The organism is Leifsonia xyli subsp. cynodontis, assembly GCF_050632205.1.
Lineage (GTDB): Bacteria > Actinomycetota > Actinomycetes > Actinomycetales > Microbacteriaceae > Leifsonia > Leifsonia xyli_D.
The window spans coordinates 859,751-885,485 of record NZ_CP192578.1 but is presented as its reverse complement, the minus strand read 5'-3'; the positions used below and the strand labels follow the sequence as shown (position 1 = coordinate 885,485).

Annotated in this window: 23 protein-coding genes and 1 pseudogene; 9 read left to right on the top strand and 15 right to left on the bottom strand. The window is 70.8% G+C overall.

The genetic code is table 11. The annotated features are described in order from the left end of the window. The first annotated feature begins 49 nt into the window (after window positions 1-49). Complete coding sequence (locus ACQ86M_RS04370) at window positions 50-622, top strand: helix-turn-helix domain-containing protein (protein WP_431247180.1); 573 nt, start codon at window positions 50-52, stop codon at window positions 620-622. A 20-nt stretch (window positions 623-642) separates the two neighbouring features. On the opposite strand, the gene ACQ86M_RS04365 is transcribed toward ACQ86M_RS04370, so the two are convergent. The 4 genes and pseudogenes from ACQ86M_RS04365 to serA all read right to left on the bottom strand — a co-directional run bounded on the left by ACQ86M_RS04365 (window position 643) and on the right by serA (window position 3,959). Continuing rightward, a complete protein-coding gene (locus ACQ86M_RS04365) occupies window positions 643-1,554 on the bottom strand; it encodes a DUF6596 domain-containing protein (protein WP_431247179.1) in 912 nt (303 codons plus the stop codon). 101 nt (window positions 1,555-1,655) lie between these two features. Then, a pseudogene (locus ACQ86M_RS04360) lies at window positions 1,656-1,886 on the bottom strand (sigma factor); the annotation flags it as partial. Further along, a complete protein-coding gene (locus ACQ86M_RS04355; RefSeq protein ID WP_431220891.1) occupies window positions 1,887-2,252 on the bottom strand; it encodes a YciI family protein in 366 nt (121 codons plus the stop codon). A gap of 114 nt (window positions 2,253-2,366) precedes the next feature. Then, window positions 2,367-3,959: a phosphoglycerate dehydrogenase gene (gene serA, locus ACQ86M_RS04350; RefSeq protein WP_431247178.1), complete on the bottom strand. Its 1,593-nt coding sequence runs from the start codon at window positions 3,957-3,959 to the stop codon at window positions 2,367-2,369. A gap of 147 nt (window positions 3,960-4,106) precedes the next feature. Here serA and ACQ86M_RS04345 point away from each other — a divergent pair, with 147 nt between their 5' ends. Beyond that, window positions 4,107-4,487 (top strand): DoxX family protein, encoded by a 381-nt coding sequence (locus ACQ86M_RS04345; RefSeq protein WP_431247177.1) that lies wholly within the window; start codon window positions 4,107-4,109, stop codon window positions 4,485-4,487. A 17-nt stretch (window positions 4,488-4,504) separates the two neighbouring features. Here the strand turns inward: ACQ86M_RS04345 and ACQ86M_RS04340 are convergent, their stop codons facing one another. The 9 genes from ACQ86M_RS04340 to ACQ86M_RS04300 form a co-directional block, all read right to left on the bottom strand. Continuing rightward, the gene (locus tag ACQ86M_RS04340; protein ID WP_431247176.1) at window positions 4,505-5,236 is read right to left on the bottom strand and encodes a copper homeostasis protein CutC; all 732 of its coding nucleotides are present in this window, start codon (window positions 5,234-5,236) and stop codon (window positions 4,505-4,507) included. 77 nt (window positions 5,237-5,313) lie between these two features. Continuing rightward, window positions 5,314-6,342 (bottom strand): ketol-acid reductoisomerase, encoded by a 1,029-nt coding sequence (gene ilvC / locus ACQ86M_RS04335; protein ID WP_431220887.1) that lies wholly within the window; start codon window positions 6,340-6,342, stop codon window positions 5,314-5,316. A gap of 36 nt (window positions 6,343-6,378) precedes the next feature. After that, window positions 6,379-6,888, bottom strand: a complete 510-nt coding sequence (gene ilvN / locus ACQ86M_RS04330; protein WP_064108653.1) for an acetolactate synthase small subunit — start codon at window positions 6,886-6,888, stop codon at window positions 6,379-6,381. 2 nt (window positions 6,889-6,890) lie between these two features. Continuing rightward, window positions 6,891-8,696: an acetolactate synthase large subunit gene (locus ACQ86M_RS04325; RefSeq protein WP_431220886.1), complete on the bottom strand. Its 1,806-nt coding sequence runs from the start codon at window positions 8,694-8,696 to the stop codon at window positions 6,891-6,893. 49 nt (window positions 8,697-8,745) lie between these two features. Next, window positions 8,746-10,440, bottom strand: a complete 1,695-nt coding sequence (gene ilvD, locus ACQ86M_RS04320) for a dihydroxy-acid dehydratase (RefSeq protein ID WP_431247175.1) — start codon at window positions 10,438-10,440, stop codon at window positions 8,746-8,748. Between the two features lie 72 nt (window positions 10,441-10,512). After that, window positions 10,513-11,337, bottom strand: coding sequence for a trehalose-phosphatase (gene otsB, locus ACQ86M_RS04315; protein WP_431247174.1), 825 nt, complete (start codon window positions 11,335-11,337; stop codon window positions 10,513-10,515). Window positions 11,338-11,379: 42 nt separating this feature from the next. Further along, the gene (gene otsA, locus ACQ86M_RS04310; protein ID WP_431247173.1) at window positions 11,380-12,885 is read right to left on the bottom strand and encodes an alpha,alpha-trehalose-phosphate synthase (UDP-forming); all 1,506 of its coding nucleotides are present in this window, start codon (window positions 12,883-12,885) and stop codon (window positions 11,380-11,382) included. A gap of 122 nt (window positions 12,886-13,007) precedes the next feature. Beyond that, window positions 13,008-13,913, bottom strand: coding sequence for an SGNH/GDSL hydrolase family protein (locus tag ACQ86M_RS04305; RefSeq protein WP_431247172.1), 906 nt, complete (start codon window positions 13,911-13,913; stop codon window positions 13,008-13,010). Window positions 13,914-13,962: 49 nt separating this feature from the next. Continuing rightward, window positions 13,963-14,625, bottom strand: coding sequence for a TetR/AcrR family transcriptional regulator (locus ACQ86M_RS04300; protein WP_431220881.1), 663 nt, complete (start codon window positions 14,623-14,625; stop codon window positions 13,963-13,965). 119 nt (window positions 14,626-14,744) lie between these two features. On the opposite strand from ACQ86M_RS04300, the gene ACQ86M_RS04295 reads away from it, so the two are divergent. Both ACQ86M_RS04295 and ACQ86M_RS04290 read left to right on the top strand, forming a co-directional pair. After that, window positions 14,745-17,657: an MMPL family transporter gene (locus tag ACQ86M_RS04295; protein ID WP_431247171.1), complete on the top strand. Its 2,913-nt coding sequence runs from the start codon at window positions 14,745-14,747 to the stop codon at window positions 17,655-17,657. Further along, window positions 17,654-19,621, top strand: a complete 1,968-nt coding sequence (locus ACQ86M_RS04290) for a YhgE/Pip family protein (RefSeq protein WP_431247170.1) — start codon at window positions 17,654-17,656, stop codon at window positions 19,619-19,621. The genes ACQ86M_RS04295 and ACQ86M_RS04290 overlap by 4 nt, the downstream gene beginning before the upstream one ends. Before the next feature lie 94 nt (window positions 19,622-19,715). Here ACQ86M_RS04290 and ACQ86M_RS04285 read toward each other — a convergent pair whose 3' ends face one another. Beyond that, complete coding sequence (locus ACQ86M_RS04285) at window positions 19,716-20,870, bottom strand: SLC13 family permease (protein WP_431247169.1); 1,155 nt, start codon at window positions 20,868-20,870, stop codon at window positions 19,716-19,718. Between the two features lie 62 nt (window positions 20,871-20,932). Here ACQ86M_RS04285 and ACQ86M_RS04280 point away from each other — a divergent pair, with 62 nt between their 5' ends. Then, window positions 20,933-21,151 (top strand): hypothetical protein, encoded by a 219-nt coding sequence (locus ACQ86M_RS04280; protein ID WP_431220877.1) that lies wholly within the window; start codon window positions 20,933-20,935, stop codon window positions 21,149-21,151. Window positions 21,152-21,248: 97 nt separating this feature from the next. After that, entirely contained in the window at window positions 21,249-21,743 is a 495-nt protein-coding gene (locus tag ACQ86M_RS04275; protein WP_431247168.1) for a hypothetical protein, read from the top strand. A 6-nt stretch (window positions 21,744-21,749) separates the two neighbouring features. Here ACQ86M_RS04275 and ACQ86M_RS04270 read toward each other — a convergent pair whose 3' ends face one another. Then, on the bottom strand, window positions 21,750-23,126 hold the full coding sequence (locus ACQ86M_RS04270; protein WP_431247167.1) for a glucose-6-phosphate dehydrogenase: 1,377 nt from the start codon (window positions 23,124-23,126) through the stop codon (window positions 21,750-21,752). A 29-nt stretch (window positions 23,127-23,155) separates the two neighbouring features. Between ACQ86M_RS04270 and ACQ86M_RS04265 the strand changes: the two genes are divergently transcribed. Genes ACQ86M_RS04265 through ACQ86M_RS04255 form a run of 3 tightly spaced genes read left to right on the top strand, consistent with a single transcriptional unit; the run spans window position 23,156 to window position 25,730 of the window. After that, window positions 23,156-24,943 carry a glycoside hydrolase family 15 protein gene (locus ACQ86M_RS04265; RefSeq protein WP_431247166.1) on the top strand — a complete coding sequence of 596 codons (1,788 nt, stop codon included), beginning with the start codon at window positions 23,156-23,158 and terminating at the stop codon, window positions 24,941-24,943. Further along, window positions 24,940-25,230: an ATP-dependent Clp protease adapter ClpS gene (gene clpS / locus ACQ86M_RS04260; RefSeq protein ID WP_431247165.1), complete on the top strand. Its 291-nt coding sequence runs from the start codon at window positions 24,940-24,942 to the stop codon at window positions 25,228-25,230. The genes ACQ86M_RS04265 and clpS overlap by 4 nt, the downstream gene beginning before the upstream one ends. Beyond that, complete coding sequence (locus ACQ86M_RS04255) at window positions 25,227-25,730, top strand: DUF2017 domain-containing protein (RefSeq protein ID WP_431247164.1); 504 nt, start codon at window positions 25,227-25,229, stop codon at window positions 25,728-25,730. The genes clpS and ACQ86M_RS04255 overlap by 4 nt, the downstream gene beginning before the upstream one ends. Window positions 25,731-25,735 lie beyond the last annotated feature (5 nt).

The following is a 25,735-nucleotide window of genomic DNA, read 5'->3' as shown; positions in this document are numbered from 1 at the left end:
GTACCGGCTGGACGGTACAGTGGCAAGGGATCGCGGCTAACATGTGGTCATGCCGAGCGACTCCCCCGCGCCCTCCGCGTCTTCGCGATCCGCCCGCGACCGCATCCTCGACGCGTTCGAAGAGCTGCTCGCCGAGCAGAGCGAGCGCGCCGCCACGCTCGACGCCGTCGCCGCGCGCGCGGGAGTCTCCAAGGGCGGTCTGCTGTATCACTTCGCGTCGAAGGAGGCGCTGGTCGGCGGCCTGCTGAGTCGCTTCGGCACTCTGGTCGCCCTCGACGTCCAGGAGATGCGCACGGCCGACGCCGGCCCTGTCGACTACTTCCTGCGTACGTCCATCCCCACCGACTCCCGGTTCGAACGCGCGCTCGTGGCCGTCGCCCGGCTGGCGCAGGCGGCGGACACCCGCGCCCGCGACGCCCTCGGCGACGCCCAGCGCGTGTGGCTCCTGGCGCTGGAGGACGCGGTCGGCGATCCGCTCGCCGCCCGGATGGTCATGCTCATCGGCGACGGGATGTACTACAACACCGCCCTGCTCCCCGCGGCCAACACGGTGCTGCGGGACGAGACGGACGTGGACGAGCTGATCGCGCTCGTGCGGAAGATCGCCGGCCCGGCGGCCTGACCGCGCTGCTCCGACCGGCCTCAGGCGGTCTCCGCGAGGAGTCGCCGCAGGGAGCGGGCGGTGCGCTCGTCCCGCGCCGCTCCGATCGCCGCGAGCAGGGACGCCGCAGCCTCCGTCTCCCGGCCGGCGAGCCGCAGCAGCTCGGCGCGAGCAGCATGCGCCTCCGACGCGAGGGACACCCGGACGAGCTCGGCATCGGCGTCCAGCGCCGCCAACGCCACCTCGGGCCCGGCGTCAGGGCTGTGCCCGAGCGCGACGATGCGCCCGAGCCGGGCGGCCGGGCTGGGCCACTGCCGCACGAGGCCGTCGTAGAGGCGCACGATCGCCGGCCAATCGGTCTGCTCCCACGTCGGCGCGATGTCGTGCAGGCCGGCGATCCCGGCCTGGAGTCCGTAGCGGCCGCCGCCCGCGAGCGCTGCGACGGCCAGGTGCTCGCCCTCCGCGATCAGCGCCGGGTCCCAGCGCGACCGGTCCGCCTCACGGAGCGTCCCGAACTCGTCATCGGCGGTGAGCCGCGTCGCCTGCCGCGCCTCCGTGAGCAGCAGCAGCGCCAGGAGCCCGGCCGTCTCGGCCCCGGGCATCGTGCGGTGCGCGTCGCGCGCGAGCTCGATCGCATCCCGTCGCAGCACATCGTCCGCGGTCCGGTGACCCACCGTATAGAGCAGGTAGACCGTGGTCAGCGCGTCCGGCATCCTGGCGGCGACGGCGGACGGATCGTCCAGCTCGAACCGGATCCCGGCGTCGTGGATGCGCTTCTTCGCACGCGTGAGCCGGGCGGCCATCGTGGGCTCGGAGACGAGGAACACCTCCGCGATGCGCCCCGTCGGAACCCCGCAGACGAAGCGGAGCGCCAGCTCGACCCGCGCCTCCGCCGCAAGGGCGGGATGCGCGACGAGGAGGATGAGCTCCAGCCGTTCGTCTCCGGTGAACACGGACTCCTCCCCCTCGTGTCGCTCTCCGCGGCCAGGCGTTCGGCGCGCTCGAGCTCGGCGGCCAGTCCGGGCGCCGCGCGGGCGGCCGCCTGCTCGCGGCGCAGCGCGTCGAGCGCCACACGGCGCGCGACGGTGGTGACCCAGGCGGCCGGGTTCGCCGGCGCGCGGCCGCGATCGGCCTCCACGAGGGCGCGCGCGAACGCCTCCTGCACCGCGTCCTCGGCGAGCAGCAGGTCGCCGGTCGTCCGGGCGACCGCGCCCAGGATGCGCGGGGCCTCGTCGCGCCACGCCCGGTCGAGCGCGGCGCGACCCGGCCCCGCGGCCGCCGTCACTCAGCGCACCGCATCGAGCACCAGCACGGGGTACAGCTCGATCCATCCCTTGGTCGGGCAGAGCGCCGCCAGCTCGCGGGCCTGCTCCGGGGTGGATGCGGTGAAGCTGTAGAAGCCGGTGATCACCTCGCTGGTCTCGCCGAACGGACCGCTGGTGAACACCGGCGCGCCGTCGGCTCCCGGGGTGATGCGCGTCGCGCGGCTCGCCTCCTGGAGGGCGCTGCTCGCCACGATCGCCTCGCCCGCCGCCGCGACGGCATCCTGGAACGCCTTGTGGCCCGCCATCCCCGCCTGCCAGTCCTCGGCGCTCATCGCGTCGGGGTCCCAGTTCGGCTCGCGGATGAGCAGGACGTACTCGTCGGACATGGTGTCTCCTCGGTTCGTAGGGATATCGACACCCCTACGACGCAAGTCAACCGCCCGAATCGACAGCCGGGAAGAACTTTCTTCCTGCCGGCGCCGTTACTGCCGGCGCCGCCGTCACGCCTCCGTGATGTCGATCTCCTGCATCAGGTCGGCGTCGATCGCCAGGCGGACCTTCTCGAGCAGGCCGTCCGGCACGCGGGAGTCGACGGTGAGGACGCTGAGCGCCTTGCCGCCGGCCGAGGTGCGTGCCACCTGCATGCCCGCGATGTTGATCGCGGCCTCGCCGAACTCGCGGCCGTAGACGGCCACGATGCCCGGACGGTCGTCGTAGACCATGACGACCAGGTGCTCGGCGACCGGGACCTCGACGTCGTAGCCGTTGATGCCGACGATCTTCTCGATCTGCTTCGGCCCGGTGAGCGTGCCCGACACGGAGATCTGCGAGCCGTCGCTGAGCGCGCCGCGGATCGTGATCAGGTTGCGGTACTCCTCGCTGACCGAGTCCGTGATGAGTCGCACCTCGATGCCGCGCTGATCGGCGAGGAGCGGCGCGTTCACGTACGACACCGTCTCGCTGACGATGTTCGTGAAGATGCCCTTCAGCGCCGCCAGCTTCAGCACGCTCACGTCGTAGTCGGCGAGCTCGCCGCGCACCTCGACGTCGACGCTCGTGACGGGGCTGCTCGCGAGGCCGGAGAACACCTGACCGAGCTTCTCGACGAGCGGGATGCCCGGACGCACGTACGGGTCGATGACGCCGCCGGCGACGTTGACCGCGTCCGGCACGAGTTCGCCCGAGAGCGCCAGGCGCACGGAACGGGCGACCGAGACGCCCGCCTTCTCCTGCGCCTCGTCGGTCGACGCGCCGAGGTGCGGGGTGACGACGACGTTCTCGAGGGCGAGCAGCGGCGAGTCCTGCGGCGGCTCGGACACGAACACGTCGAGGCCGGCGCCCGCGATGGTGCCGGTGGTGAGGGCACGGTACAGGGCGTCCTCGTCGATCAGGCCGCCGCGCGCGACGTTGACGACGAACGCCGTCTTCTTCATCTGCGCGAGCTGGTCGTCGGAGATCATGCCCGTCGTCTCGGGCGTCTTCGGCATGTGGATGGTGACGAAGTCGGCCTGCGACAGCAGCTCGTCGAGGCTGACCAGCTGCACGCCCAGCTGCTGCGCGCGGGCGCTGGTGACGTACGGGTCGTACGCGATGACGTTCGTGCCGAAGGCCTGGAGGCGGGCGGTGATCAGCGCGCCGATGCGGCCGAGGCCGATGATGCCCACGGTCTTCTCGTACAGCTCGACGCCGGTGTACTTCGACCGCTTCCACTGACCCTGCGCGAGCGCGCTGTGAGCGGCCGGGATGTGACGCGCGAGGCTCAGGATGTGACCGACGGTGAGCTCGGCGGCCGAGATGATGTTGGAGGTCGGAGCGTTGACCACCATGACGCCCGCGTTGGTCGCGGTCTTGATGTCGACGTTGTCGAGGCCGACGCCGGCGCGGGCGATGACCTTGAGGGACTTGGCGGCGCCGATGACCTCGCCGTCGACCTTCGTCGCGGATCGCACCAGGATCGCGTCGGCGTCGGACACCGCCTCGAGGAGCGCCGGGCGATCGGTCCCGTCCACCGAGCGGATCTCGAAGTCGGGCCCGAGGGCGTCGACGGTGGCGGGCGAGAGTTCTTCGGCGATCAGGACGACCGGCTTTGTCACGTGGCAGTTCCTTACGAAGTGCGAGGGCTGGCTTGGGAAGTGCGCCACGGTCGATGGGGCGCCGAACGGGTTAACTCTAGCGGGGCGTCAAGCGCCTCTTTCGCCGCGTTACGGCATCTGTGGACAACCACAGGAGAGGATGTGCTGGTGACGCTTTTCGAGATCGCACAGCTCGCCGTCCGCATCCTGCTCGCTCTCGTGTTCGTCGGGATGGGCGCGCTTCACTTCGTACCGGGCCCCGCGCGCGGGATGGCGGCCATGATCCCGCCGGGCCTGCGGGTCGTGTCCGCTCGCGCGCTCGTCGCGTTCACCGGCGTGTGCGAGCTGGTGGGCGGGATCGGGCGGCTGGTGCCGGCGACGCGGGCGGCCGCCGCCGTCTGGCTCATCGTCTTCCTGGTGGCCGTCTTCCCGGCGAACGCCTTCGCCGCGGGCAAGACGGACCGGTTCGGCGTCTTCGCGACCCCGCTCGTGCCGCGGGCGCTGCTGCAGGTCGTGCTGATCGGCCTCTGCGTCTTCTGCGCGCTCTAGGCCGAGGGTGAGGCCGGTCAGTCGGTCGCACTCGCCGCGGCGACCGCGGCCGCGACCGTCGTCGGGTCGGTGATCTCGTAGTCGGAGGCGCCGCCGCCCGGGCCGCTGGGCGGCCCGCTCACGACGTACCGCGCGGAGAGGTGCACCGCGTCGACGCCCGCCCTGGCCAGGGCCGGGATGTCCTCGACGCGGACGCCACCGCCCGCCATCACCTCGAGCCGTCCCGCCGCACGCTCCCGCAGAGCGCGCAGCATCCGCACGCCGTCCGCGCTGCGACCGGCGCCGCCGGAGGACAGCACCCGGTGGACGCCGCGCACCGCCAGCTCGTCGATCGCCGCGACGGGGTCGGGCACGACGTCGATCGCGCGGTGGAAGGTGACCTGCATCCCCTCGGCCGCGTCGACGAAGCGGCTGAGCGCCTCGCCGTCGACTGTGCCGGCTTCGTCGAGCGCGCCGACGACGACACCCGCGGCGCCCGCCGAGCCGGCGTACCGGATGTCGGCCACCGTGAGGGCGATCTCGGCGGCGTCGTAGACGAAGCCGCCGCCGCGCGGACGCACGAGGACGTGGACGAATCCCGGCCGGCCCTCGGCCTCCGCGTGCTCGACCGCGGAGCGGATGAGCGCCGCGGACGGCGTGAGGCCGCCCATCCCCAGGGCCGTGCACACCTCGATCCGGTCCGCGCGTTCCGCCAGTGCGACCTCCGCCCCGGCCAGGTCTTGCACGGCGATCTCGACGGCGATGCCCACGGCGGCTCCTCATGCAGAAGGGGTGCCGCACGTTGCGCGTGCGACACCCCTGAGACTACTGCGGGCCTAGACCTCGGTCAGCGGGCGACTTCGCCGTCGACGTAGTCGTCGTCGTTCGAGGCGTTCCAGGCGAACAGCTTGCGCAGCTCGCGGCCGGTGGCCTCGATCGGGTGCTGCTCGCCCTTGGCGCGGAGGGCGAGGAACTCCGGCGCGCCCGCGTCCTGGTCGGCGATGAAGCGCTTGGCGAAGGTGCCGTCCTGGATGTCGGACAGCACGGCCTTCATGTTCTCCTTCACGTGCGGGTCGATGACGCGCGGGCCGGAGACGTAGTCGCCGTACTCCGCCGTGTCGGAGACACTCCAGCGCTGCTTGGCGATGCCGCCCTCCCACATGAGGTCGACGATCAGCTTGAGCTCGTGCAGCACCTCGAAGTACGCGACCTGCGGCTGGTAGCCGGCCTCGGTCAGGGTCTCGAAGCCGTACTGGACGAGCTGCGAGACGCCGCCGCAGAGCACGGCCTGCTCGCCGAACAGGTCGGTCTCGGTCTCTTCGGTGAAGGTGGTCTTGATGCCGCCGGCGCGGAGGCCGCCGATGCCCTTGGCGTAGGAGAGGACGAGCGGCCACGCGTTGCCGGTCGCGTCCTTCTCGACAGCGACGATGACGGGGACGCCACGGCCGGCCTCGTACTCGCGGCGCACGGTGTGGCCCGGGCCCTTCGGTGCGACCATGATCACGTCGACGCCCTCGGGCGCCTCGATGTAGCCGAAGCGGATGTTGAAGCCGTGCCCGAACACGAGGGCGTTGCCCTCCTGCAGGTTGCCCTGGATGTCGTCGGCGTACAGGTGACGCTGCACCTGGTCCGGCGCGAGGATGACGATGACATCGGCCCAGGCCGCGGCGTCGGACGCGCTCAGGACGCGGAAGCCCGCCTCCTCGGCTTTCGGCTTCGACTTCGAGCCCTCCTTGAGGCCGATGACGACCTCGACGCCCGAGTCGCGGAGGTTCTGCGCGTGCGCGTGACCCTGCGAGCCGTAGCCGATCACGGCGACCTTCTTGCCCTGGATGATCGAGAGGTCGGCGTCGTTGTCGTAGTAGATCTCAGCCACTTGGCTACTCCTTGCTGGTTGGTTCGAAAGAAAGGGTCAGTTCTTGAAGACGCGCTCGGTGATGGACTTGCCGCCACGGCCGATCGCGAGGAGGCCCGACTGCGCCATCTCCTTGATCCCGTAGGGCTCGAGCACCTTGAGCAGCGCCTGCGTCTTGCCGCTGTCGCCGGTGACCTCGATCACCAGAGCGTCGGTGGCGACGTCGACGACGCGGGCGCGGAAGAGGTTCACGGCCTCCAGCACCTGCGAGCGGGTCGAGTTGTCCACCCGTACCTTGATCAGCAGGTGCTCGCGCTGCACCGACTGCGCCGGGTCGAGCTCCACGATCTTGATGACGTTGATCAGCTTGTTGAGCTGCTTGGTCACCTGCTCGAGCGGGAGGTCTTCCACATCGACCACGACGGTGATGCGCGAGAGGCCGTCGACCTCGCTCGTGCCCACCGCGAGCGAGTGGATGTTGAAGCCGCGCCGGGCGAAGAGGCCTGCGACGCGGGTCAGCAGACCGGGCTTGTCCTCGACGAGGAGGCTCAGAACGTGCGTGCTCATGGTCACTCCCCTCCGAACGACGGGCTGTGGTCGCGGGCGTACTGGACGTAGCTGTTGCTGACACCCTGCGGGACCATCGGCCACACCATCGCGTCTGCGCTCACCACGAAGTCGATGACGACCGGGCGGTCGTTGGTCTCGAGCGCGAGCTTGATCGCGGCGTCGACCTCTTCTTCCTTCGTGACGCGGATGCCGAGGGCGCCGTACGCGTCCGCCATCTTGACGAAGTCGGGCACGCGCACGGTGTCGTGGCCGGTGTTCAGGTCGGTGTTCGAGTAGCGGCCGTCATAGAAGAGGGTCTGCCACTGCCGCACCATGCCGAGCGACGAGTTGTTGATGATCGCGACCTTGATCGGGATGTCGTTGATCGTGCAGGTGGCCAGCTCCTGGTTGGTCATCTGGAAGCAGCCGTCGCCGTCGATCGCCCACACCACGCGGTCGGGCTGAGCGACCTTCGCGCCCATCGCCGCGGGCACGGAGTAGCCCATCGTGCCGGCGCCGCCGGAGTTGAGCCACGAGTTGGGCCGCTCGTACTTGATGAACTGCGCGGCCCACATCTGGTGCTGGCCGACACCGGCCGTGTAGATGCCTTCGGGCCCGGTCAGCTCGCCGATCCGCTGGATCACGTACTGGGGCGCGAGAAGGCCGTCGCTGGTCGGCGAGTAGCCGAGCGGGAACTCCTCGCGGAGCCCGTTCAGGTACGTCCACCACTCGATGATCTCGGGCTTGGCCGACCTCGTCGCGTCCTGGAACGCGGCGGTCAGATCGACGATGACGTCCTTGGCATCGCCGACGATGGGGACGTCGGCGACTCGGATCTTGGAGATCTCGGCGGGGTCGACGTCGACGTGCACGATCTTCGCGTTGGGGGCGAACAGGGAGGTGTTGCCGGTCACGCGGTCGTCGAACCGCGCGCCGAGCGAGACGATCAGGTCGGACTCCTGCAGCGCGAGCACGGCCGGCACCGTCCCGTGCATGCCCGGCATGCCGAGGTGCTGCTTGTGCGTGTCCGGGAAGGCGCCGCGCGCCGTGAGCGTCGTCACGACGGGCGCGCCGGTGGCCTCCGCCAGCTCGAGCAGCTCCTGCGACGCACGGGCGCGGATGACGCCGCCGCCGACGTAGAGCACCGGCTTCTTGGCCTCGGCGAGCAGCTGGGCCGCTGCGAGCACCTGCTTGCCGTGCGCCTTGGTGATCGGCCGGTAGCCCGGCAGGTCGACCTTGGGCGGCCACACGAATGGAGCCGAATTCTGTTGCGCGTCCTTGGTGATGTCGACGAGGACGGGGCCCGGACGGCCGGTGCCGGCGATGTGGTACGCCGCCGCGATGGTCGCCGGGATGTCCTCGACGTCTTTCACGAGGAAGGAGTGCTTGGTGATCGGCATGGTGATGCCGACGATGTCGGCCTCCTGGAACGCGTCCGTGCCCATCAGGGTCGAGAAGACCTGGCCCGTGATGAACACGACCGGGACGGAGTCCATGTGCGCGTCCATGATCGCGGTGACCAGGTTCGTGGCACCCGGGCCGGAGGTCGCCATGGCGACCCCGACCTTGTTGCTCGCGACCGCGTAGCCTTCGGCCGCGTGGCCGCCGCCCTGCTCGTGCCGGACGAGCACGTGGCGGATGCGCGTGGAGTCCATGATCGCGTCGTAGATGGGCAGGATCGCACCGCCGGGGAGCCCGAAGACGTCGGTGACGCCGAGGAGTTCGAGGGTGCGGACGACCGACTGGGAGCCGGTCAGATTCTCGGGCGACGCCTTTCCGGGCGCCGCGGACGGCAACACACTGCTGGGGGTTGCATCCGGGGACATGCCTGTTTCAGTCCTTACGTACGGTGGTGGATCTGGAGCTGGCGCGAGCTCAGCCCGTGACCGCTCCTTCTGCTGCGGAACGCACGAGCTTCGAGAACTTCGCGAGAACGCCACGGGTATAGCGCGGAGGAAGAGGCGCCCAGCCTTGACGGCGGGCGGTCAGCTCTGACTCGTCGACAAGTAGGTCGAGGGAGCGAGCCGCGATATCGACCCGTATCAGATCACCATCGCGCACGAAGGCGATGGGACCAGCGTCCACCGCTTCGGGTGCTATGTGGCCGATGCACAGGCCGGTTGTGCCGCCTGAGAATCGTCCGTCCGTCAATAGTAGTACATCCTTGCCGAGGCCTGCGCCCTTGATGGCGGCGGTGATGGCGAGCATCTCGCGCATCCCCGGGCCGCCCTTCGGGCCCTCGTAGCGGATGACGACCACGTCGCCGGCCTTGATCGATCCTTCGGTCAGCGCATCCATCGCGGCGCGCTCGCGCTCGAACACGCGCGCCGGGCCCTCGAAGACGGCGGCGTCGAAGCCGGCGGTCTTCACGACGGCGCCCTCGGGGGCGAGCGAGCCCTTGAGGATGGTGATTCCGCCGGTCGGGTGGATGGGGTTGTCGAGCGAGCGCATGACCTCGCCGTCCGGCGCGGGCGGGTTGATCTCTGCCAGGTTCTCGGCGACCGTCTTGCCGGTGACCGTGAGGCAGTCGCCGTGCAGCAGGCCCGCGTCGAGCAGCGCCTTCATGACGACGGGGACGCCGCCGTGGCGGTCGACGTCGTTCATGACGTACTTGCCGAACGGCTTGAGGTCGCCGATGTGGGGCACCGTGTCGCCGATGCGGTTGAAGTCGTCGATCGTGAGGTCGACCTCGGCCTCGTGGGCGATCGCGAGCAGGTGCAGCACCGCGTTGGTGGAGCCGCCGAAGGCCATGACCACGGCGATCGCGTTCTCGAACGCCTCCTTGGTCATGATGTCGCGCGCGGTGATGCCCTTCTTGAGCAGGTTCACCACGGCCTCGCCCGAACGGTGGGCGTAGTAGTCGCGGCGGCGGTCAGCCGAGGGCGGCGCTGCCGAGCCGGGCAGGCTCATGCCGAGCGCTTCGGCGACCGACGCCATGGTGTTGGCGGTGTACATGCCGCCGCAGGCGCCTTCGCCCGGGGCGATGGCGCACTCGATGCGCTTGAGGTCTTCCTCGCTCATCTTGCCGGCCTTGCACGCGCCGACCGCCTCGAACGAGTCGATGATGGTCACGTCTTTCTCCGTGCCGTCGGAGAGCTTGACCCAGCCGGGGGCGATGGATCCGGCGTAGAGGAAGACCGCCGAGAGGTCGAGCCGGGCCGCTGCCATCAGCATGCCGGGGAGCGACTTGTCGCAGCCGGCGAGCAGCACCGTGCCGTCGAGGCGCTCGGCCATCATGACGGTCTCGACGGAGTCGGCGATGACCTCGCGCGACACGAGCGAGAAGTGCATGCCCTCGTGACCCATCGAGATGCCGTCGGAGACGGAGATGGTGCCGAACTGGAGCGGATAGCCGCCGCCGGCGTGCACGCCCTCTTTCGCGCCCTGCGCGAGACGGTCGAGCGAGAGGTTGCAGGGGGTGATCTCGTTCCAGGAGGAGGCGATGCCGATCTGCGGCTTCTCCCAGTCTTCGTCACCCATGCCGACGGCGCGGAGCATTCCGCGGCTGGTGGTGGCTTCGATCCCGTCCGTGACGACGCGCGAACGCGGCTTCCAATCGACTTCTGGCATGGATCAACTCTAGGACGTCTGAGATGCCGCTCCGGCCATGTGACCCGTACCGGTGGAGAAGAGGACCGCAGGTCAGTCTGTGGACGACTTCACGTGCGCCTCTCGCGCCTGGGCCAGCAGGGTCAGCAGGGTGGCGATGGCGCGCTCGTCGGCGACCCGGTACTGCGCCGCGGTCTCCCCCGCGCCCACCTTGATCCCCACATCGCCGCGGCGGGGCTGCAGCACCGAGAAGCCGTCCTCGTCGGTCACGTCGTCGCCCGCGAAGAGCACGGCCGTCGCCTTCGTGTACTCGCGCAGCCGCTCCACCCCGTCGCCCTTGTGGGCCTCGCGGATGCTGAACTCGATGATGTCCTTGCCGTCGCGGATGGTCAGCGCGTCGCTCACCGCCGCGGCCGCCTCGCGGGCGCGCGCGACGACCTCCGGCCCCCGCTCCTCGGCGACCGGGCGGTAGTGCACGCCGAAGCCGACGGGCTTGGTCTCGAGCTTCGTGCCCGGGACGCTGTCGACCAGCTCCTGCAGCGTCTCGCCGAGGCGGCGGAGAGTCCCTTGCTCCTCCGGCGAGAGGTCGAGCGAGACGCCGTCGCGCCCGAAGCGGATCTCGACCCCGTGCGAGCCGATCAGCAGCGCATCCTCGTCGGCCTCCGTCACGGTCTCGAGGCTGGTCAGGGGACGGCCCGACACATACGCGACCCAGGTGCTGGGGAGGTGCTCCAGCCGGTCGAGCGCCGCCTTCGACGCGGGCAGCGCACGGGCGCCGCGCGGCACGTCGACGAAAGGCGCCAGCGTCCCGTCGAAGTCGAGGGCGAGCAGCAGGCGGTCCGCCCTCGCCAGCTGCTGGAGAGCCGATGCGAGGGCGACGGCCGAGGCGGGCGGGAGGTGCGAGGCGGTGTCGGTCATGCGTCTTTCGTCACAGGTGAGGGGTTGGAAGAGGGGATGCGCTCAGCGCCGGTTGACGGGCGGGTCCTGCAGCGGGTGGTCGCCGTGGGCGCTGCGGGTGAGCGCGTCCAGGAACGACGCGGACCAGCGCGCGACATCGTTCGTCAGCACCTTCTTGCGCAGGGCGCGCATCCGCCGGGTGCGGTCGCGCTTGGGCATGGCCAGCGCCTGCAGGACGGTGTCCTTGAGCCCCTCGATGTCGTGCGGGTTGATGAGCAGCGCCTGCCGAAGCTCGTCGGAGGCGCCGGCGAACTCGCTGAGCACGAGCACGCCGTCCTCGTCGACCCGGGTGGCGACGTACTCCTTCGCGACGAGGTTCATCCCGTCGCGCAGCGCCGTCACCAGCATGACGTCGGCGGCGAGGTACAGCGCGACCATCTCCTCGCGGGGATAGCCGTGGTGCAGGTACGCGACCGCGGTGTGGCCGAGCGTCGAGTAATCGCCGTTGATACGGCCGACGGTCAGCTCGATCTCGTCGCGCAGCTGGCGGTAGGTCTCGACACGCTCGCGGCTGGGGCTGGCGACCTGCACGAGCGTGACATCCTCCGCCTTGACCCGCCCCTCCTCGAGCAGCTCGCCGAACGCCTTGAGCCGGTGCCCGATGCCCTTCGTGTAGTCGAGCCGGTCGACGCCGAGCATGATCTTCTCCGGGTTGCCCAGCTCTTCGCGGATCTCGCGGGCGCGCGCCTGGATCTCCGGGCGCCGCGCGAGGTCCTGGTACTGGTCGGCGTCGATCGAGATCGGGAAGGCCCGTGCGAGCACCGTGCGCACCAGGCCGCCCCGGCGGTCGGTGGTGACGTGGCGGTGCGACCCGGCGTCCGGGTCGTCGGTGTCGATCGGCACCTCGACGATCGGCCCGCGGGTCTCGTAGCCCTTGAGCCGCCGGACGGCTCGCGAGAAGTTGCCCGCGTCGGCGACGCGCTGGAAGCCGATCACGTCGGCGCCGAGCAGCCCGTCGATGATCTGCCTGCGCCACGGCAGCTGCGAGTAGATGCCGTAGGGCGGGAACGGGATGTGGTTGAAGAACCCGATCACCAGGTCCTGGCGCAGCTCGCGCAGCATCGCGGGCACCAGCTGCAGCTGGTAGTCGTGCACCCAGACGACGGCGCCCCGGGCGGCCACCGCGGCGGCCGCCTGCGCGAACCGGCGGTTGACGGTGACGTAGCTGTCCCACCACTCGCGGTGGTAGCTCGGCTGCGCGATGACGTCGTGGTAGAGCGGCCAGAGCGTGTCGTTGGAGAAGCCCTCGTAGTACTCCTGCAGCTCGTCCTCCGAGAGGGGCACGGGGAGGATGTTGATGCCGCCGGCCTCGAACGGCTCGATCTCCTCGTCCGCGACGCCGGCCCAGCCGATCCACACACCGTCCTGCGACCGCATGACCGGTTCCAGCGCCGCCACGAGCCCGCCGGGCGAGGGCCGCCAGTCGGCGTTGCCGCTCTCGTCGAGCACCCGGTCGACGGGGAGCCGGTTCGACACGATGATCAGGTCGTAGGTCTCACCGCCGGACACGGTCTCGGTCGCGGATGTCGTCGGATCTGGCGTCGCGGTGATGGTGGGTCAACTCCCTCGAAGGGTCGGGTCGTGAACACCAGCCAGGGTACCAGCGCCCTCGGGGCCTGCTGAGGGTCGCCTTACTGCGCCTTCCCGAGGAGGTGGATCAGCCGGCTCGCGTACTCCGCGTAGCCGGAGGCGTTCGGGTGGAAGACGTCGGGGCCGGAGGTGTTGAGCCACGGCCTCCGGTCGCCGATCGCGTGCCCGGCGAAGTCGACCGGCAGGTACGTCATCGCCTTGCCGTCCGCCCTCTGCTCGTCGACGGCCTGGCGGATCACCTCGTTGAGCCCGATGCTCGCCGCGTTGATCGCGGCCGCCGTCTGGAAGTCGCGGGCGCCCGGATCGCTCGCGTCGTACAGCACGGTGTAGCCGGTGACGACGATGCGGGCGTTGGGCGCCGCCTGGGCGACCGCGCTGTAGACGGTTCGCAGCCGGTCGGGCAGCACGTTGAGCAGCGAAAGCGCGGCGGTGACCTGGTTGCGGCAGGCGGCGGCTTTGCCCGCGGCGCAGTCGCCGGCGATCGCCGCGACGCCGAGGTCGTTGCCGCCGATGCTGACGGTGACCAGGTCGGTGCGCTCGTCGAGGGCTATCAGCTGGTGCTTGAGCAGGTCGGAGGTCGTCGCGCCGGCGCACGCGGCGTTCACCACCAGGTCGACCCCTGCCTTTCGGGCGAAGACGGCCGGGTACCCGTTGGCGCTGATCCGGCACTTGCCCTGCTCGGCTCCCCCGCCGAGCCCCGCGGCGAACGAGTCGCCGAGGGCGACGTAGCGGGTGGATGCGGTGAGCGGCTCGGTCGGGAACGGGTCCGGCGTCGCGGTCGCGGTGGGTGCGGCGGTCGCGGCGGGCTGGGGCGGCTGTGCGCGGCCCGCGGTGCCGGAGCAGCCGCTCATGGCGAGCGCGGCGGCAGCCACGGCGAGGACGGCGACGGCGTGGAGCCCACGGGAGGCGCGCTGAGCGCGGGGTTCTCGGGATGCTTCGGGTCGCATCCGTCAGACAGTAGCCCGGGTGCCTTAGGGAACGCTCAGCGCGGAGGGATCAGACGCGCTCGGTCAGCGCGAGCAGGATGGCGGGCACCGACTCCGACAGCCGCTCGGTGAACGTGCGCTGGTCGTCGGCCAGCACCGCCCGCGCCTCCCCGTTGGCGCAGAGCTCGGCGATCACCCGCACCGCCTCCTCCGGGTCGATGGTGAAGCGGCGGCCCGCGCTGTCGAGCGCCTCCACGACGATCTCGGTCAGGTCGGCGAAGAACTCGTCGTGGTAGCGGAGGTAGTCGGCGGCGATCGAGTGGTCGCGCAGGGCCATCAGCTGGAACTCGGCCTGGACGAGCCACCAGCGGCGGTCGTCGGACTGCAGTTCGAGGATGCGCGTGATCGTCTGCAGCACGTCCTCGTCACCGAGCCCACCGCCCTGCTCCCCGACCAGGGGCGTGAGGAACTGCTCGACGCCGGTGTTGAGCTGCTCGAGCCGCATCGTCTTCTCGCGCTCCATGAGGGCGAAGAAGAGCTCCTCCTTGCTGGAGAAGTTGGAGTAGAACGCGCCGCGGGTGAAGCCCGCGGCCTCGGCGATCATCTCGACGCTGGCGGCACGGACGCCGTGCTCGGCGAACACGTCGAACGCCGCGTCGAGCAGCCGCGCGCGGGTGCGCTGCCGGCGTGCCGACTCGGCCGGCGCGTCTTCACTGAGAGTCGTGGTGCTCAAGCTGAAACCTTCCTGAATCCAACTTTCGATACAGCAGTGTATCCGATACGGTTCTGTACGGATACAACGATGTATCGAACTCTTTTCGTCGCTTTCGGTACTCACCCACTGGAGAACCCGTGTCCTCGCTCCTGTACTCGGTCGGCCGGTGGGCCTACCGCGCCCGCAAGCTGGTCCTCATCATCTGGATCGGCCTGCTCGCGCTCCTCGGCGGCGGTGCCCTGCTCTTCAACCAGGGCACCGACAACAGCTTCAGCATCCCGGGAACCGAGTCGCAGGAGGCCCTCGACACGCTCAGCCGGACGTTCCCGCAAGTCAGCGGCACGACCGCCCAGATCGTCGTCGTGGCGCCGGACGGCACGACGGTCGACGACAGCGCCGTGAAGAAGCCGATCCAGGATGCGGTCGGCAGCATCAAGGACATCCGCGGCGTCTCCGGCGTCACCTCCCCGTACTCGACGCAGGTCAAGGACCTGATCTCCGGCGACCGCTCGGCGGCCATCATCACGGTGCAATTGAAGGGGCAGATGACCACCGTGACGGCCGCGACGAAGGACGCGGTGAAGGCTGCGGGCGCCGACCTCGCGAAGCAGCTCCCAGCCGGCTCGAAGTCGGCGGTCGGTGGTCAGCTGTTCTCGCAGAACCTGCCGACGCTGTCCGCCATCGAGCTGATCGGCGTCGGCATCGCGCTGGTCGTCCTCATCGTCACCTTCGGGTCCTTCCTTGCGGCCGGGATGCCGCTCCTCACCGCGATCCTCGGTGTGGCGATCTCGATGTGCCTGATCTTCATCGCGACGCTGTTCGGCTCGATCTCGTCGACCACGCCGATGTTGGCGCTGATGCTCGGGCTCGCGGTCGGCATCGACTACTCGCTCTTCATCATCTCGAGGCATCAGGGCCAGCTGAAGGCCGGAGTGCCGCCCGAGGAGTCGGCGGCACGAGCCGTGGCGACGGCCGGCTCGGCGGTGCTGTTCGCCGGCATCACCGTGATCATCGCGCTCGCCGGTCTGGCCGTGGCGGGCATCCCGTTCCTGACCACCATGGGCCTCGCCGCGTCGGCGGCCGTCGCGGTCGCGGTCATCATCGCGCTGACGCTCACGCCGGCGCTGCTCGGGTTCGCCGGTGCGCGGCTGACGCCCGGCCGCCGGAAGGCCGCGCGCGACGCGAAGCGGCGGCCGGCGGCTGCCGAGGGCGCCACCGACACCGGCGCGATCGCGCCCGTGGCCGTCGCGCCGGCCGCCCCTGCGCCGGCAGCCGACTTCACGCACTCCGCCACGGCGGAGATCCCTCCGGGCTTCTTCCGCGGCTGGGTCCGCGCCGTGACGCGCATCCCGATCGTGACCGTCGTCGCCGTCATCGTGGGGCTCGGCATCGCCGCCCTGCCCGCGCTGCAGCTCCGGCTCGCGCTGCCCGACGCCGGCTCGCAGCCCGCCAGCTCGCCGGCCCGCGTCGCCTACGACCTCGTCTCCGAGCACTTCGGGCCAGGCTACAACGGACCGCTGATCGTCACCGGCTCCATCATCCAGAGCACCGACCCGGTCGGTCTGATGAACACGATCGGGGACGAGATCGCGCAGCTCCCCGGCGTCGCCTCCGTGCCGCTCGCCACGCCCAACGCGACGGCGGACACGGGCATCGTGCAGGTCGTCCCGACCACCGGGCCGGACAACGCGAAGACCGCCGACCTGGTGGCCGAGATCCGCGGCAAGCACCAGCACTTCCTCGACCAGTACGGCGTCGACCTCAAGGTCACGGGCAATACGGCCGCGCAGATCGATGTCTCGTCGCGGCTCGGGGACGCACTTCTCCCGTTCGGCATCCTCGTCGTCGGGCTCTCGCTCATCCTGCTCACCATGGTGTTCCGCTCGATCGCGGTTCCGATCAAGGCCGCCCTCGGCTACCTGCTCTCCGTCGGAGCCGCATTCGGCGCCGTCACCGTGGTGTTCGAGTGGGGCTGGCTCTCCGATCTGCTGCACGTCGACAAGACGGGGCCGATCATCTCGTTCATGCCGATCATCCTGATGGGCGTGCTGTTCGGACTGGCGATGGACTACGAGGTGTTCCTCGTCAGCCGCATCCGCGAGGACTACGTGCACGGCGGCAACGCACGGCGCGCCATCCAGAGCGGGTTCGTCGGCTCGGCGAAGGTCGTGAGCGCGGCCGCGATCATCATGATCTCGGTGTTCGCCGCCTTCGTGCCGGAGGGCGACGCGTCGATCAAGCCGATCGCGCTCGGCCTCGCCGTCGGCGTGTTCGTGGACGCCTTCATCGTGCGCATGACCCTCGTCCCTGCGGTGCTGCAGCTGCTCGGCGAGAAGGCGTGGTGGATGCCGCGCTGGCTCGACCGCATCCTGCCGTCCTTCGACGTCGAGGGCGACGGGCTGCAGAAGGAGCTGCAGCTGGCCGACTGGCCCGAGCCGGGCGCGACCGACGTCGCCGCGGCGGAGGGCCTGGGCGTGAGCACCCGCAAGCGGCGGCTCGTGGGGGATGTGTCGTTCCGGCTGGACGACGGCGAGGTGCTCGTCGTCCACGGCGGCGACCGCACCGCCGCGCTCGCCCTGCTCATGGCGATCACCGGGCGCACCCGCGTCGATTCGGGAACCGTCAAGGTCGCCGGGTTCGTGCTCCCCACCCGCGGCGCCGCCGTGCGCTCGCGCACGTCGATCGTGCGGCTGGATCCGTCCGAGACGCCCGTCGAGGATGTGCGGCGCGCGCTCGCCGATCGGCCCCGGCTGCTGGCGCTCGACGCCGTCGACTCGGTCACCGATCCGCTGGAGCGCCGGCGCATCCGCGGCGAACTGACCGCAGCCCTCAGCCGCGCGCGCGTCGAGGAGCGGCCCTTCGCGCTGGTCGTCAGCTGCGTCGACCCGTCCGGACTCGACGACCTGCTGCCGGACACCGCCGAGCCCACCTCCGTCGACCTCGACGGCGCCTCCGCCGCCGACGGCGCCCACGCCGTCGCCGCCCCCGAACTCACCGACTCCGACCGCGCCGAGCACGGCGCCCACCTCGAAAAGGCCGACGCCCGATGACCCCCACCACTCCCCTGCGCCGCCCGCGGTCCCTGTTCTCGCTGGAGCGGATGCGCTCGGACAAGCGCATCACCTGGCTGACGATCGCCGGCATCCTGCTCGTCCCGATAGTCATCGGCGGACTGCTCGTCTGGGCACTGTGGAACCCGACCGAGCGCCTCCACGACGTCAAGGCCGCCGTGGTGAACCTCGACCAGCCGGTGAAGATCAACGGCCAGACGGTCCCGCTCGGCCGGCAGATGGCTGCCGGGCTGCTCGACACGAAGAACGACAACTTCACCTGGGTGCTGACGGACAAGAAGGATGCGGACAAGGGCATCGCGAAGGGCGAGTACGTGTCCGTCGTCACGATCCCCGAGAACTTCTCGAAGGCGGCGACCTCGACGGCCGGACCTGCCGGCGACGCCACCCAGGCGACGATCGATGTGCGCACGAGCAAGGAGTCGAAGCTCGTCGACCCGGCGATCAGCCAGGCGGTCACCACGACGGCGACCTCCGTGCTGAACAAGCAGCTCACCTCGACGTACATCGCGAACGTCTACGTCGGGTTCAACACGCTCGGCACCCAGCTCGGCAAGGCGGCGACCGGCGCCGATCAGCTGGCCGGTGGATTGACGCAGCTCGCGAGCGGGACGCATCAGCTCGCCGATGGGGCTTCTCAGCTCTCGACCGGGGCGTCGTCCCTGGCGGGCGGCATCTCGCAGCTGTCGGACGGGACCACGGGTCTCGCGGACGGCCTGCAGCAGCTGTCGGGCGGAGCATCCTCCCTCGCCGGCGGCGTGCAGCAGACCGCGACCGGCGCGGCCGCGCTGCCCGGCGCTCTGCGCGGCCTCAGCGGCAACGCGGGCACGGCCGCGAGCGAGGTGACCTCCGCGACGACGAAGATCGGCGGCGCGCTGGCGACCTCCTGCACGCCGGCCAAGGTGACGGTGAACCCGGACCTGGCCGCCCTCTGCGGCGCGGTGCAGAGCCAGCTGCCGACGCTGCAGGACGGCATCAAGAACGCCACGATCGCCCAGATCGGCGTGGGAAAGGTCGCCGATCAGAGCGACCAGCTCGTCGCGGGCCTGAACGGCCTGGCAGGCGGCGCAGCACAGCTCTCCGGCGGCGTGGCGCAGTCCGCGTCGGGTGCGCAGCAGCTGGCATCGGGCGCCTCCCAGTCGGCGGACGGCGCGCAGCAGTTCGCCACCGGCGTGAAGGGTCTGAGCGACGGCATCCCCGCGCTCGCCGCAGGCGCCGACCAGTCGGCCTCCGGCGCCTCGTCGCTCGCGACCGGGCTGCACGCCGCGGTGAAGCAGCTTCCGTCGTACGACAGCGGCGAGCGGACCAGCCTCGCCAAAGTCGCGGCCGAGCCGGTCACGCAGAAGGCCTCCGGCACGACGGCGTTCGGCACCTCGAGCATTCCGCTGTTCGCCTCCGTGGCCCTTTGGCTGGGTGCGCTGGCGACGTTCCTCGTGCTGCAGGCGCTGTCCCGTCGCGCACTGCTGACCTCGCGCGCCGCGGGCCTGATCGCCCTCGACGGGTTCGTCCCCGCCGCCGCCCTCGGCGTGCTGCAGGGCGTGCTCGTGGCGGGCGTCATGGCGCCGGCTCTCGGCCTCGACGTCGGGCACTGGTTCGGCTTCGCGGGGCTGGCCGCCGCGGCCGGCATCGCCTTCGCCGCGGTGAACCACGGGCTCGTGGCGCTGCTCGGCGGCATCGGCCGCTTCCTGTCCATGCTCGTCGTCGTGGTGACCCTCGCCTCCGGCATCGTGTCGACCGCTCCCGGCTTCTTCGACGCGGCGCTGCCGTGGCTCCCGACCTCGCCGGCCATCACGGCGCTGCAGGGCGCCATCGACGGGTCGGCGGATGCGTGGCGCGGCCTCGGCGGACTGCTGCTGTGGGCCGCGCTCGGCTTCGCACTCGCACTGATCGCGGTGGCCCGGCGACGCGTCGTCAACGCGGCGCAACTGCTCCCGGCCGAGTAGTCCCGTACGAGGTCCATCCCCCATCGAGTCCGCGATGATTGCACGCGACACGCCGCCGCGCCGTGCAATCTTCGCGGACTCGACGGTGAGGGAGTCAGTGCGCGACGGCGAGGGCCAGCGTCGCGAGCACGACGGTGACGGGGGCGACGATCAGCCCGAGCAGCATGTACCGGCTCCAGCGGATCTCGACGTCGAACGACGTCAGCCGCTGGTGCCAGAGCAGCGTGGCGAGCGACGCCCACGGCGTGATCAAGGGTCCGGCGTTCACGCCGATCAGCAGCGCGGCGAGCCGCACCGGACTGTTCGCGACCGGTTCCAGCGCCAAGTAGGCCGGGAGGTTGTCGATCGCGTTGGCGCCGACGAGCCCCGTCAGCGAGAGCCGCAGCAGGGCCAGCGGCGACTCGCCCGAGCCCGAGACGGCCGCCATCACGGCGCCGAGGCCCAGGGCGTGCAGCGCCTCGATGAACAGGAACAGGCCGGAGGCGAGCAGCACGAGCTGCCACGGCAGCAGGTCGAAGCGGAGCGCTCCCCGGCGGCGGAACACGAAGAGGGCCGCCAGGATGAGCGCGGCGACGGTGGTCGGCAGCCAGACCGGCAGTCCGGAGACCAGCAGCGGGACGAGCGCGACGACGACCGCCGCGGAGACCCAGAACAGCACCGGATCGTCGATGCCGTCCTCCTCGCCGGTCTCGTAGCGCACGAGCAGCGAGCGACGTGCGATGACGAACACGACGATCATCGGCACGATGATGGCCACCAGCGCCGGCGCGAGCATCAGCGCCGCGAAGGCCGCGGGAGTCGGGTCCCCCATCGCGTGCTGCGCGAGCAGGTTGGTCAGGTTCGAGACGGGGAGCAGCAGCGACCCGGCGTTCGCCATCCACACCGTCGTCAGGGCGAACGGCAGCGGGTTCAGACCGGCGTGCCGGGCCATCACGATCACCACGGGCGTGAGCAGCACGGCGGTCGTGTCGAGCGACAGGAAGATCGTGCTGAGCGCCGCCACGACGACGACGAGCAGCCACAGCATCCAGGCCCGGCCGCGGCCCCAGCGGGCGGTCTGCTGGGCGAGCGCGGTGAAGACGCCGACCTCGGCGGCGAGCTCCGTCACGACGGTGATCGCCACCACGAAGAGCAGGATGGGCCAGACGCGGTCCCACAGCTCCACGGCCTCAGGGACAGGCAGCAGCCCGGTGGCCACGGCGATGCCGCCGAGCACGAGGAGCACGGCGCCCACGATCGCGGTGCGCATCCTCCTCCTCCCGGTCCCGACCTTGGAAGCGTACGCTACGGGGCGACACCGAAAGGAACGGGATGCGCAAGTACCTCTTCAACGGAGCCGTCATCAGTGCGGCGCTCGGCCTGTGGACCACCATCCAGTCGTCCAAGAGCGGACCGCGGGACTGGCGGATCCCGCTGATGTGGATCAACGCCGCCATCTCGCTGGCGCTGGCCGTCGGGGCGGTACTTCAGGAGACCCGGGAGGCGTCGGAGCGCGAATCCAACCCGATCGGCGCCAGAAAGAGCCGTTGACCCGCTGATCAGCACGAATCTCCCGGCGTGTTGCGCGGGATTCCGCGGTGAACGTCCAGGACACTTGTCTTACTGGTGAACCTGGAAGGGGTGCGCGATGTTTGGTCGTAGGCGGCATGCCGCGGCAGTTCCGGCGGCTCCGGTCCCGCAGCTGACGGATGCCCAGATCCTGGAGATCGTGCACACCAAGGTCTCCGAGCTGATCGGTACCGACGGCGAGTGGACGGTCGTCCGCCGCGCCCAGGACGACACCGACACCATCTTCCACTCGATCCTCGCCCAGTCCGTCTCGGTCGGCATCGCCGCCGCCCTCGCGGAGGCACGGCGTCGGCTCGAGGCCGGCGAGTCCCTCTCCGAGCCGCAGCACCTGGCGCCCGCCGTCGCCGACGAGCCCGCCGGGGCCGCGGCTGCCGCAGAGCCGACGGTCGCCGAGCCGGCCCCCGTCGCGGCGCCCGCCGCCGAGGAGGAGACTCCGGCCGAGCTCGAGCCGGCCGCCTTCAGCTGGGAGCCCGCCCCCATCACGCAGTGGACGGACCTCCGCAAGCCGGTGACGGGCGAGTTCCCGCTCGTCTCCCACCGCACGGCGGCCTGAGCCGGCTCAGCCGAGCGGCTTCCACTCCTCCGGGCCCTCCGACCCGGCCGGGTACTCCTCCAGCGGAACGCGCCCGTCGTGCCACGCGGAGAGCACCGACTCCACGATCCGCCAGCACTCCACCGCCGTGTCGGCGCGCACCGACAGCGACGGGTCGCCGTCGAGGATGCCCTCGAGCACCTCGCCGTAGGCGAGCAGCGCGCCCGGCCCGAAGTCGGCCGTGAGGGCCGTCCGCTCCAGCTCGTGCGGGTCGTCGGTGCCGTTGATGTTGAGCTCGAGCGCCATAGAGTCGGGCGCGAACATCAGCCGCAGCTTCGCCGGCTCACGGGCCCCGGTCAGCCCGGTCGGCACGTGCTGCGCCGCGGCGAAGGTAATCACCATCTCGCGGCGGCGGCTCCCGAGCGCCTTGCCGGAGCGCAGCGTGAACGGAACGCCCTTCCACCGCCAGGTGTCCACCTGCAGCGTGACCTCCGCCAGCGTCTCCGTCTCGCGCGAGGGGTCGACCCCCTCCTCGGCGGCGTAGGCCGGCAGCGTCTTGCCGTCGATCTCGCCTGCCGCGTACCGGGCGCGACGGGATGCCGTCGCCGGGTCGTCGTTCCACACCCTGGTCGCGCGCAGCACCAACTGCTTCGCGTCGCGGAGGTCGGCGGCGCCCAGCGTCGACGGCGGCTCCATCGCCAGCACGGCCATCACCTGCAGCAGGTGGCTCTGGATCATGTCCACCAGCGCGCCCGCCTTGTCGTAGTAGCGCGCGCGGTTCTCGAGGGCCAGGGTCTCGTCGTAGATCACGTCGACACGTTCGATATGCAGCCCGTCCCAGATCGGCTCCAGGATGCTGTTGGCGAACCGCACGCCCAGGATGTTGAGCACGCTGGAGCGGCCGAGGAAGTGGTCGACCCGGTGGATCTGATCCTCCGGCACGAGCCGCGCGAGTTGCGCGTTCAGGGCGATCGCGCTCTCGCGGTCCGTGCCGAACGGCTTCTCGAGCGCCAGGGTCAGCCCCTTCGGGAGGTCGAAGGCGCCGAGCGCATCGGAGGCCTTCGCGGTGATGGCCGGCGGCAGCGCGAAGTACAGCGCCGGCACGCCCTCCACGCTCGAGAGCAGGCTCTTCAGGTCGTCGGCACTGGTGGCGTCGCCGTTGACGTAGCGGGTCTCCTTCAGGAGCCGCTCCACCGCATCCCCCTTGGCGTCGACCGTGGCGAAGGACTTCTCCACGATCGCCCGCCATCCGTCGTCGTCGAGCTCGTCGCTGCTCGAGCCCACCAAGGTGAACGCGCGCTGGGGCTGGTCGGTGAGCAGTTGGCCGATGGCGGGGAGGAGGAGCCGAGACGTGAGGTCGCCGGATGCTCCGAGAATCACAAGAGTGTCCACGGACTGCGTCATGGCGATCACAGTACGTCCATACTGGGAATATGTCGCTCCCCATCGAGGATTACGCCCTGATCAGTGACTGCTTCACCGGGGCCCTCGTCGGGAAGGACGGCAGCATCGACTGGCTCTGCCTGCCGCGCTACGACTCGCGCTCCATGTTCGGTGCGCTGCTCGGCACGGAGGACCACGGCCGCTGGCTGCTGGCGCCGGTGGATGCGGGCGCGACCAGCACCCGGGCGTACGAGCGTGACACGATGATCCTGGTGACCCGGTGGACCACACCGGACGGCGAGGTCGAGGTCACCGACCTGATGCCGATGCACGACCACCGCGCCGATCTGGTGCGCCGCGTGCGGGGAGTCAGCGGCACGGTCCGGATGCGGCAGGACCTGCGCATGCGGTTCGGGTACGCCACGGCTGTGCCGTGGGTCCGTCAGCAGCGCACCAGCCGACCGCGCGCGCTCGTCGCGGTCGCCGGACCCGACGCGATCGTCGTGCGCGGCGCCGACCTGCACGCGGCGGACCACTCCCACCAGGGCGAGTTCACCGTGGGCGCCGGCGAGACGGTCGACCTGACGATGACCTGGTATCCGTCGCACCGCGATGCGCCGCCGCCCCTCGACGTCGAGGCCAGCCTGGAACGGACCCGCGCGTGGTGGACGGATTGGGCAGGCGCATGCGCGCACGAGGGTGCGTACCGCGACGAGGTCGTGCGGTCGCTGGTCATCCTGCGCGCGCTGTCGCACCTCGAAACGGGCGGGATCGTCGCGGCGGCGACGACGTCGCTGCCCGAGGCGTTCGGCGGTGAGCGCAACTGGGACTACCGGTTCGTCTGGCTGCGAGACGCCTCGCTCACCATCGGCGTCCTGCTCGGCCACGGCTACAACGACTCCGTCGACCACTGGCGCGACTGGCTGCTGCGCGCGATCGCCGGCGACCCCGGCGACGTGCAGATCATGTACGGCCTGGCGGGCGAGCGCGACCTGAACGAGCGGGTGATCGACAGCCTCCCGGGCTACCAGGGCGCGCACCCTGTGCGCATCGGCAACGACGCGTCCACCCAGTTCCAGGCGGACGTCATCGGCGCCGTGATGCTCGCCCTCGATCACGGGCGCCGTGCGGGCAACGCCGAGACCCGGTTCTCGTGGGCGCTGCAGCGCGCGCTGATGGGCTACCTCGAGCAGCACTGGCGGCAGCCCGACCACGGCATCTGGGAGATCCGCGACCAGCCGCAGCACTTCACGCACTCGCGCGCGCTGGTCTGGGCCGCGTTCGACTGCGCCATCCGTGGGGTCGAGCAGTACGGCCTCGACGGCCCGGTGGAGCGGTGGAAGCGGGAGCGCGAGGCGATCCGCGCGGACATCGAAGCGAACGGCTGGGACCCGCACCGCGGCACGTACGTGCAGCACTACGGCACGACCGAGGTGGATGCGTCGCTGCTGCAGCTGGCCCAGGTCGGCTACGTCAGCGCCGACGACCCGCGGATGCTGGGTACGGTCCGCGCGCTCGAGGAGGACCTGCTGCGCGACGGGCTGCTGCTCCGGTACCGCACCGAGACCGGGGTGGACGGCCTTCCGCCTGGCGAGCATCCGTTCCTCGCCTGCTCGTTCTGGCTGGTGGAGCAGTACGCCACCTCGGGCCGTCAGGACGACGCCGTCGCGTTGATGGACCGCCTGGTCGCCCTGGCGAACGACGTCGGTATGCTCTCCGAGGAATACGACGTCGAGGGGCGCTCGCACGCCGGGAATACGCCGCAGGCGCTGACCCACCTGGCACTCGTCCGCGCGGCCGATGCGATCTCCGGTGTCCCGCTGTGGCCGGCGCCATGACCGATGCGGGCACGCTCGAGCAGGCGCGCACCGACGAGCTGCTCGAGCTCGGGTCGCCGTGGGTCACCATCGTCTGGAACGACCCCGTGAACCTGATGAGTTACGTCACGTACGTCTTCCAGACCTACTTCGGCTTCCCTCGTGCGGAGGCCGAGCGGCGGATGATGCTCGTCCACACCGAGGGTCGCGCGGTGGTCGCCACGGGGACCCGTGAGGAGATGGAACGGCACGTGGAGGCGATGCACGAGTACGGCCTCTGGGCGACGCTGGCGAAGGCCGACGCATGATGCCGTTCCGCCGGCGGCGCGACGGCACGGTCGCGGCGACGTTCACCCACGACGAGGCGCAGCTGCTGCGGTCGCTCGCCGAGGAGGCGGTCGAACTGGCCGGCGCGGCCGCGGTCGCCGAGAACCACGAGGTGGACCCGGCGCTCGGCCGGCTGCTGCCGGACGCGTACCCGGACGACCCGGAGGCCTCGGCCGAGTTCCGCCGCTTCACCGCCGCGGGTCTCGCCGACCGCAAGGAGCACAACGCGCGAGCGGTGATCGATTCGCTCGGCGACGCGACGGCCGGCCCGGTGAAGGTCGTGCTCGACCCGGCGCAGGCGTCCGCGTGGCTGCGGGTGCTCACGGACATCCGGCTCGTGCTGGCCGCCCGGCTCGGCATCCACGAGGACGGCGACGAGGGCGACATCCACGACGAGGAGTCGGCGATGCAGCGCGCAGTGTACGACTGGCTGGCCGGCGTGCAGGAGCTGCTCGTGCTCGCCGTCCGGCCGCGCCGCTAGACGCA

Coding starts and splice junctions, on each gene's coding strand:
- ACQ86M_RS04255 (WP_431247164.1), top strand. CDS start 25,227: ATGATGCCGTTCCGCCGGCGGCGCGACGGCACGGTCGCGGCGACGTTC.
- ACQ86M_RS04290 (WP_431247170.1), top strand. CDS start 17,654: ATGACCCCCACCACTCCCCTGCGCCGCCCGCGGTCCCTGTTCTCGCTG.
- ACQ86M_RS04270 (WP_431247167.1), bottom strand. CDS start 23,126: ATGACGCAGTCCGTGGACACTCTTGTGATTCTCGGAGCATCCGGCGAC.
- ACQ86M_RS04305 (WP_431247172.1), bottom strand. CDS start 13,913: ATGCGACCCGAAGCATCCCGAGAACCCCGCGCTCAGCGCGCCTCCCGT.
- ACQ86M_RS04355 (WP_431220891.1), bottom strand. CDS start 2,252: ATGTCCGACGAGTACGTCCTGCTCATCCGCGAGCCGAACTGGGACCCC.
- ACQ86M_RS04280 (WP_431220877.1), top strand. CDS start 20,933: ATGCGCAAGTACCTCTTCAACGGAGCCGTCATCAGTGCGGCGCTCGGC.
- ACQ86M_RS04325 (WP_431220886.1), bottom strand. CDS start 8,696: ATGTCCCCGGATGCAACCCCCAGCAGTGTGTTGCCGTCCGCGGCGCCC.
- ilvN (WP_064108653.1), bottom strand. CDS start 6,888: ATGAGCACGCACGTTCTGAGCCTCCTCGTCGAGGACAAGCCCGGTCTG.
- ACQ86M_RS04285 (WP_431247169.1), bottom strand. CDS start 20,870: ATGCGCACCGCGATCGTGGGCGCCGTGCTCCTCGTGCTCGGCGGCATC.
- ACQ86M_RS04275 (WP_431247168.1), top strand. CDS start 21,249: ATGTTTGGTCGTAGGCGGCATGCCGCGGCAGTTCCGGCGGCTCCGGTC.
- ACQ86M_RS04265 (WP_431247166.1), top strand. CDS start 23,156: ATGTCGCTCCCCATCGAGGATTACGCCCTGATCAGTGACTGCTTCACC.
- otsB (WP_431247174.1), bottom strand. CDS start 11,337: ATGACCGACACCGCCTCGCACCTCCCGCCCGCCTCGGCCGTCGCCCTC.
- clpS (WP_431247165.1), top strand. CDS start 24,940: ATGACCGATGCGGGCACGCTCGAGCAGGCGCGCACCGACGAGCTGCTC.
- ACQ86M_RS04370 (WP_431247180.1), top strand. CDS start 50: ATGCCGAGCGACTCCCCCGCGCCCTCCGCGTCTTCGCGATCCGCCCGC.
- ilvD (WP_431247175.1), bottom strand. CDS start 10,440: ATGCCAGAAGTCGATTGGAAGCCGCGTTCGCGCGTCGTCACGGACGGG.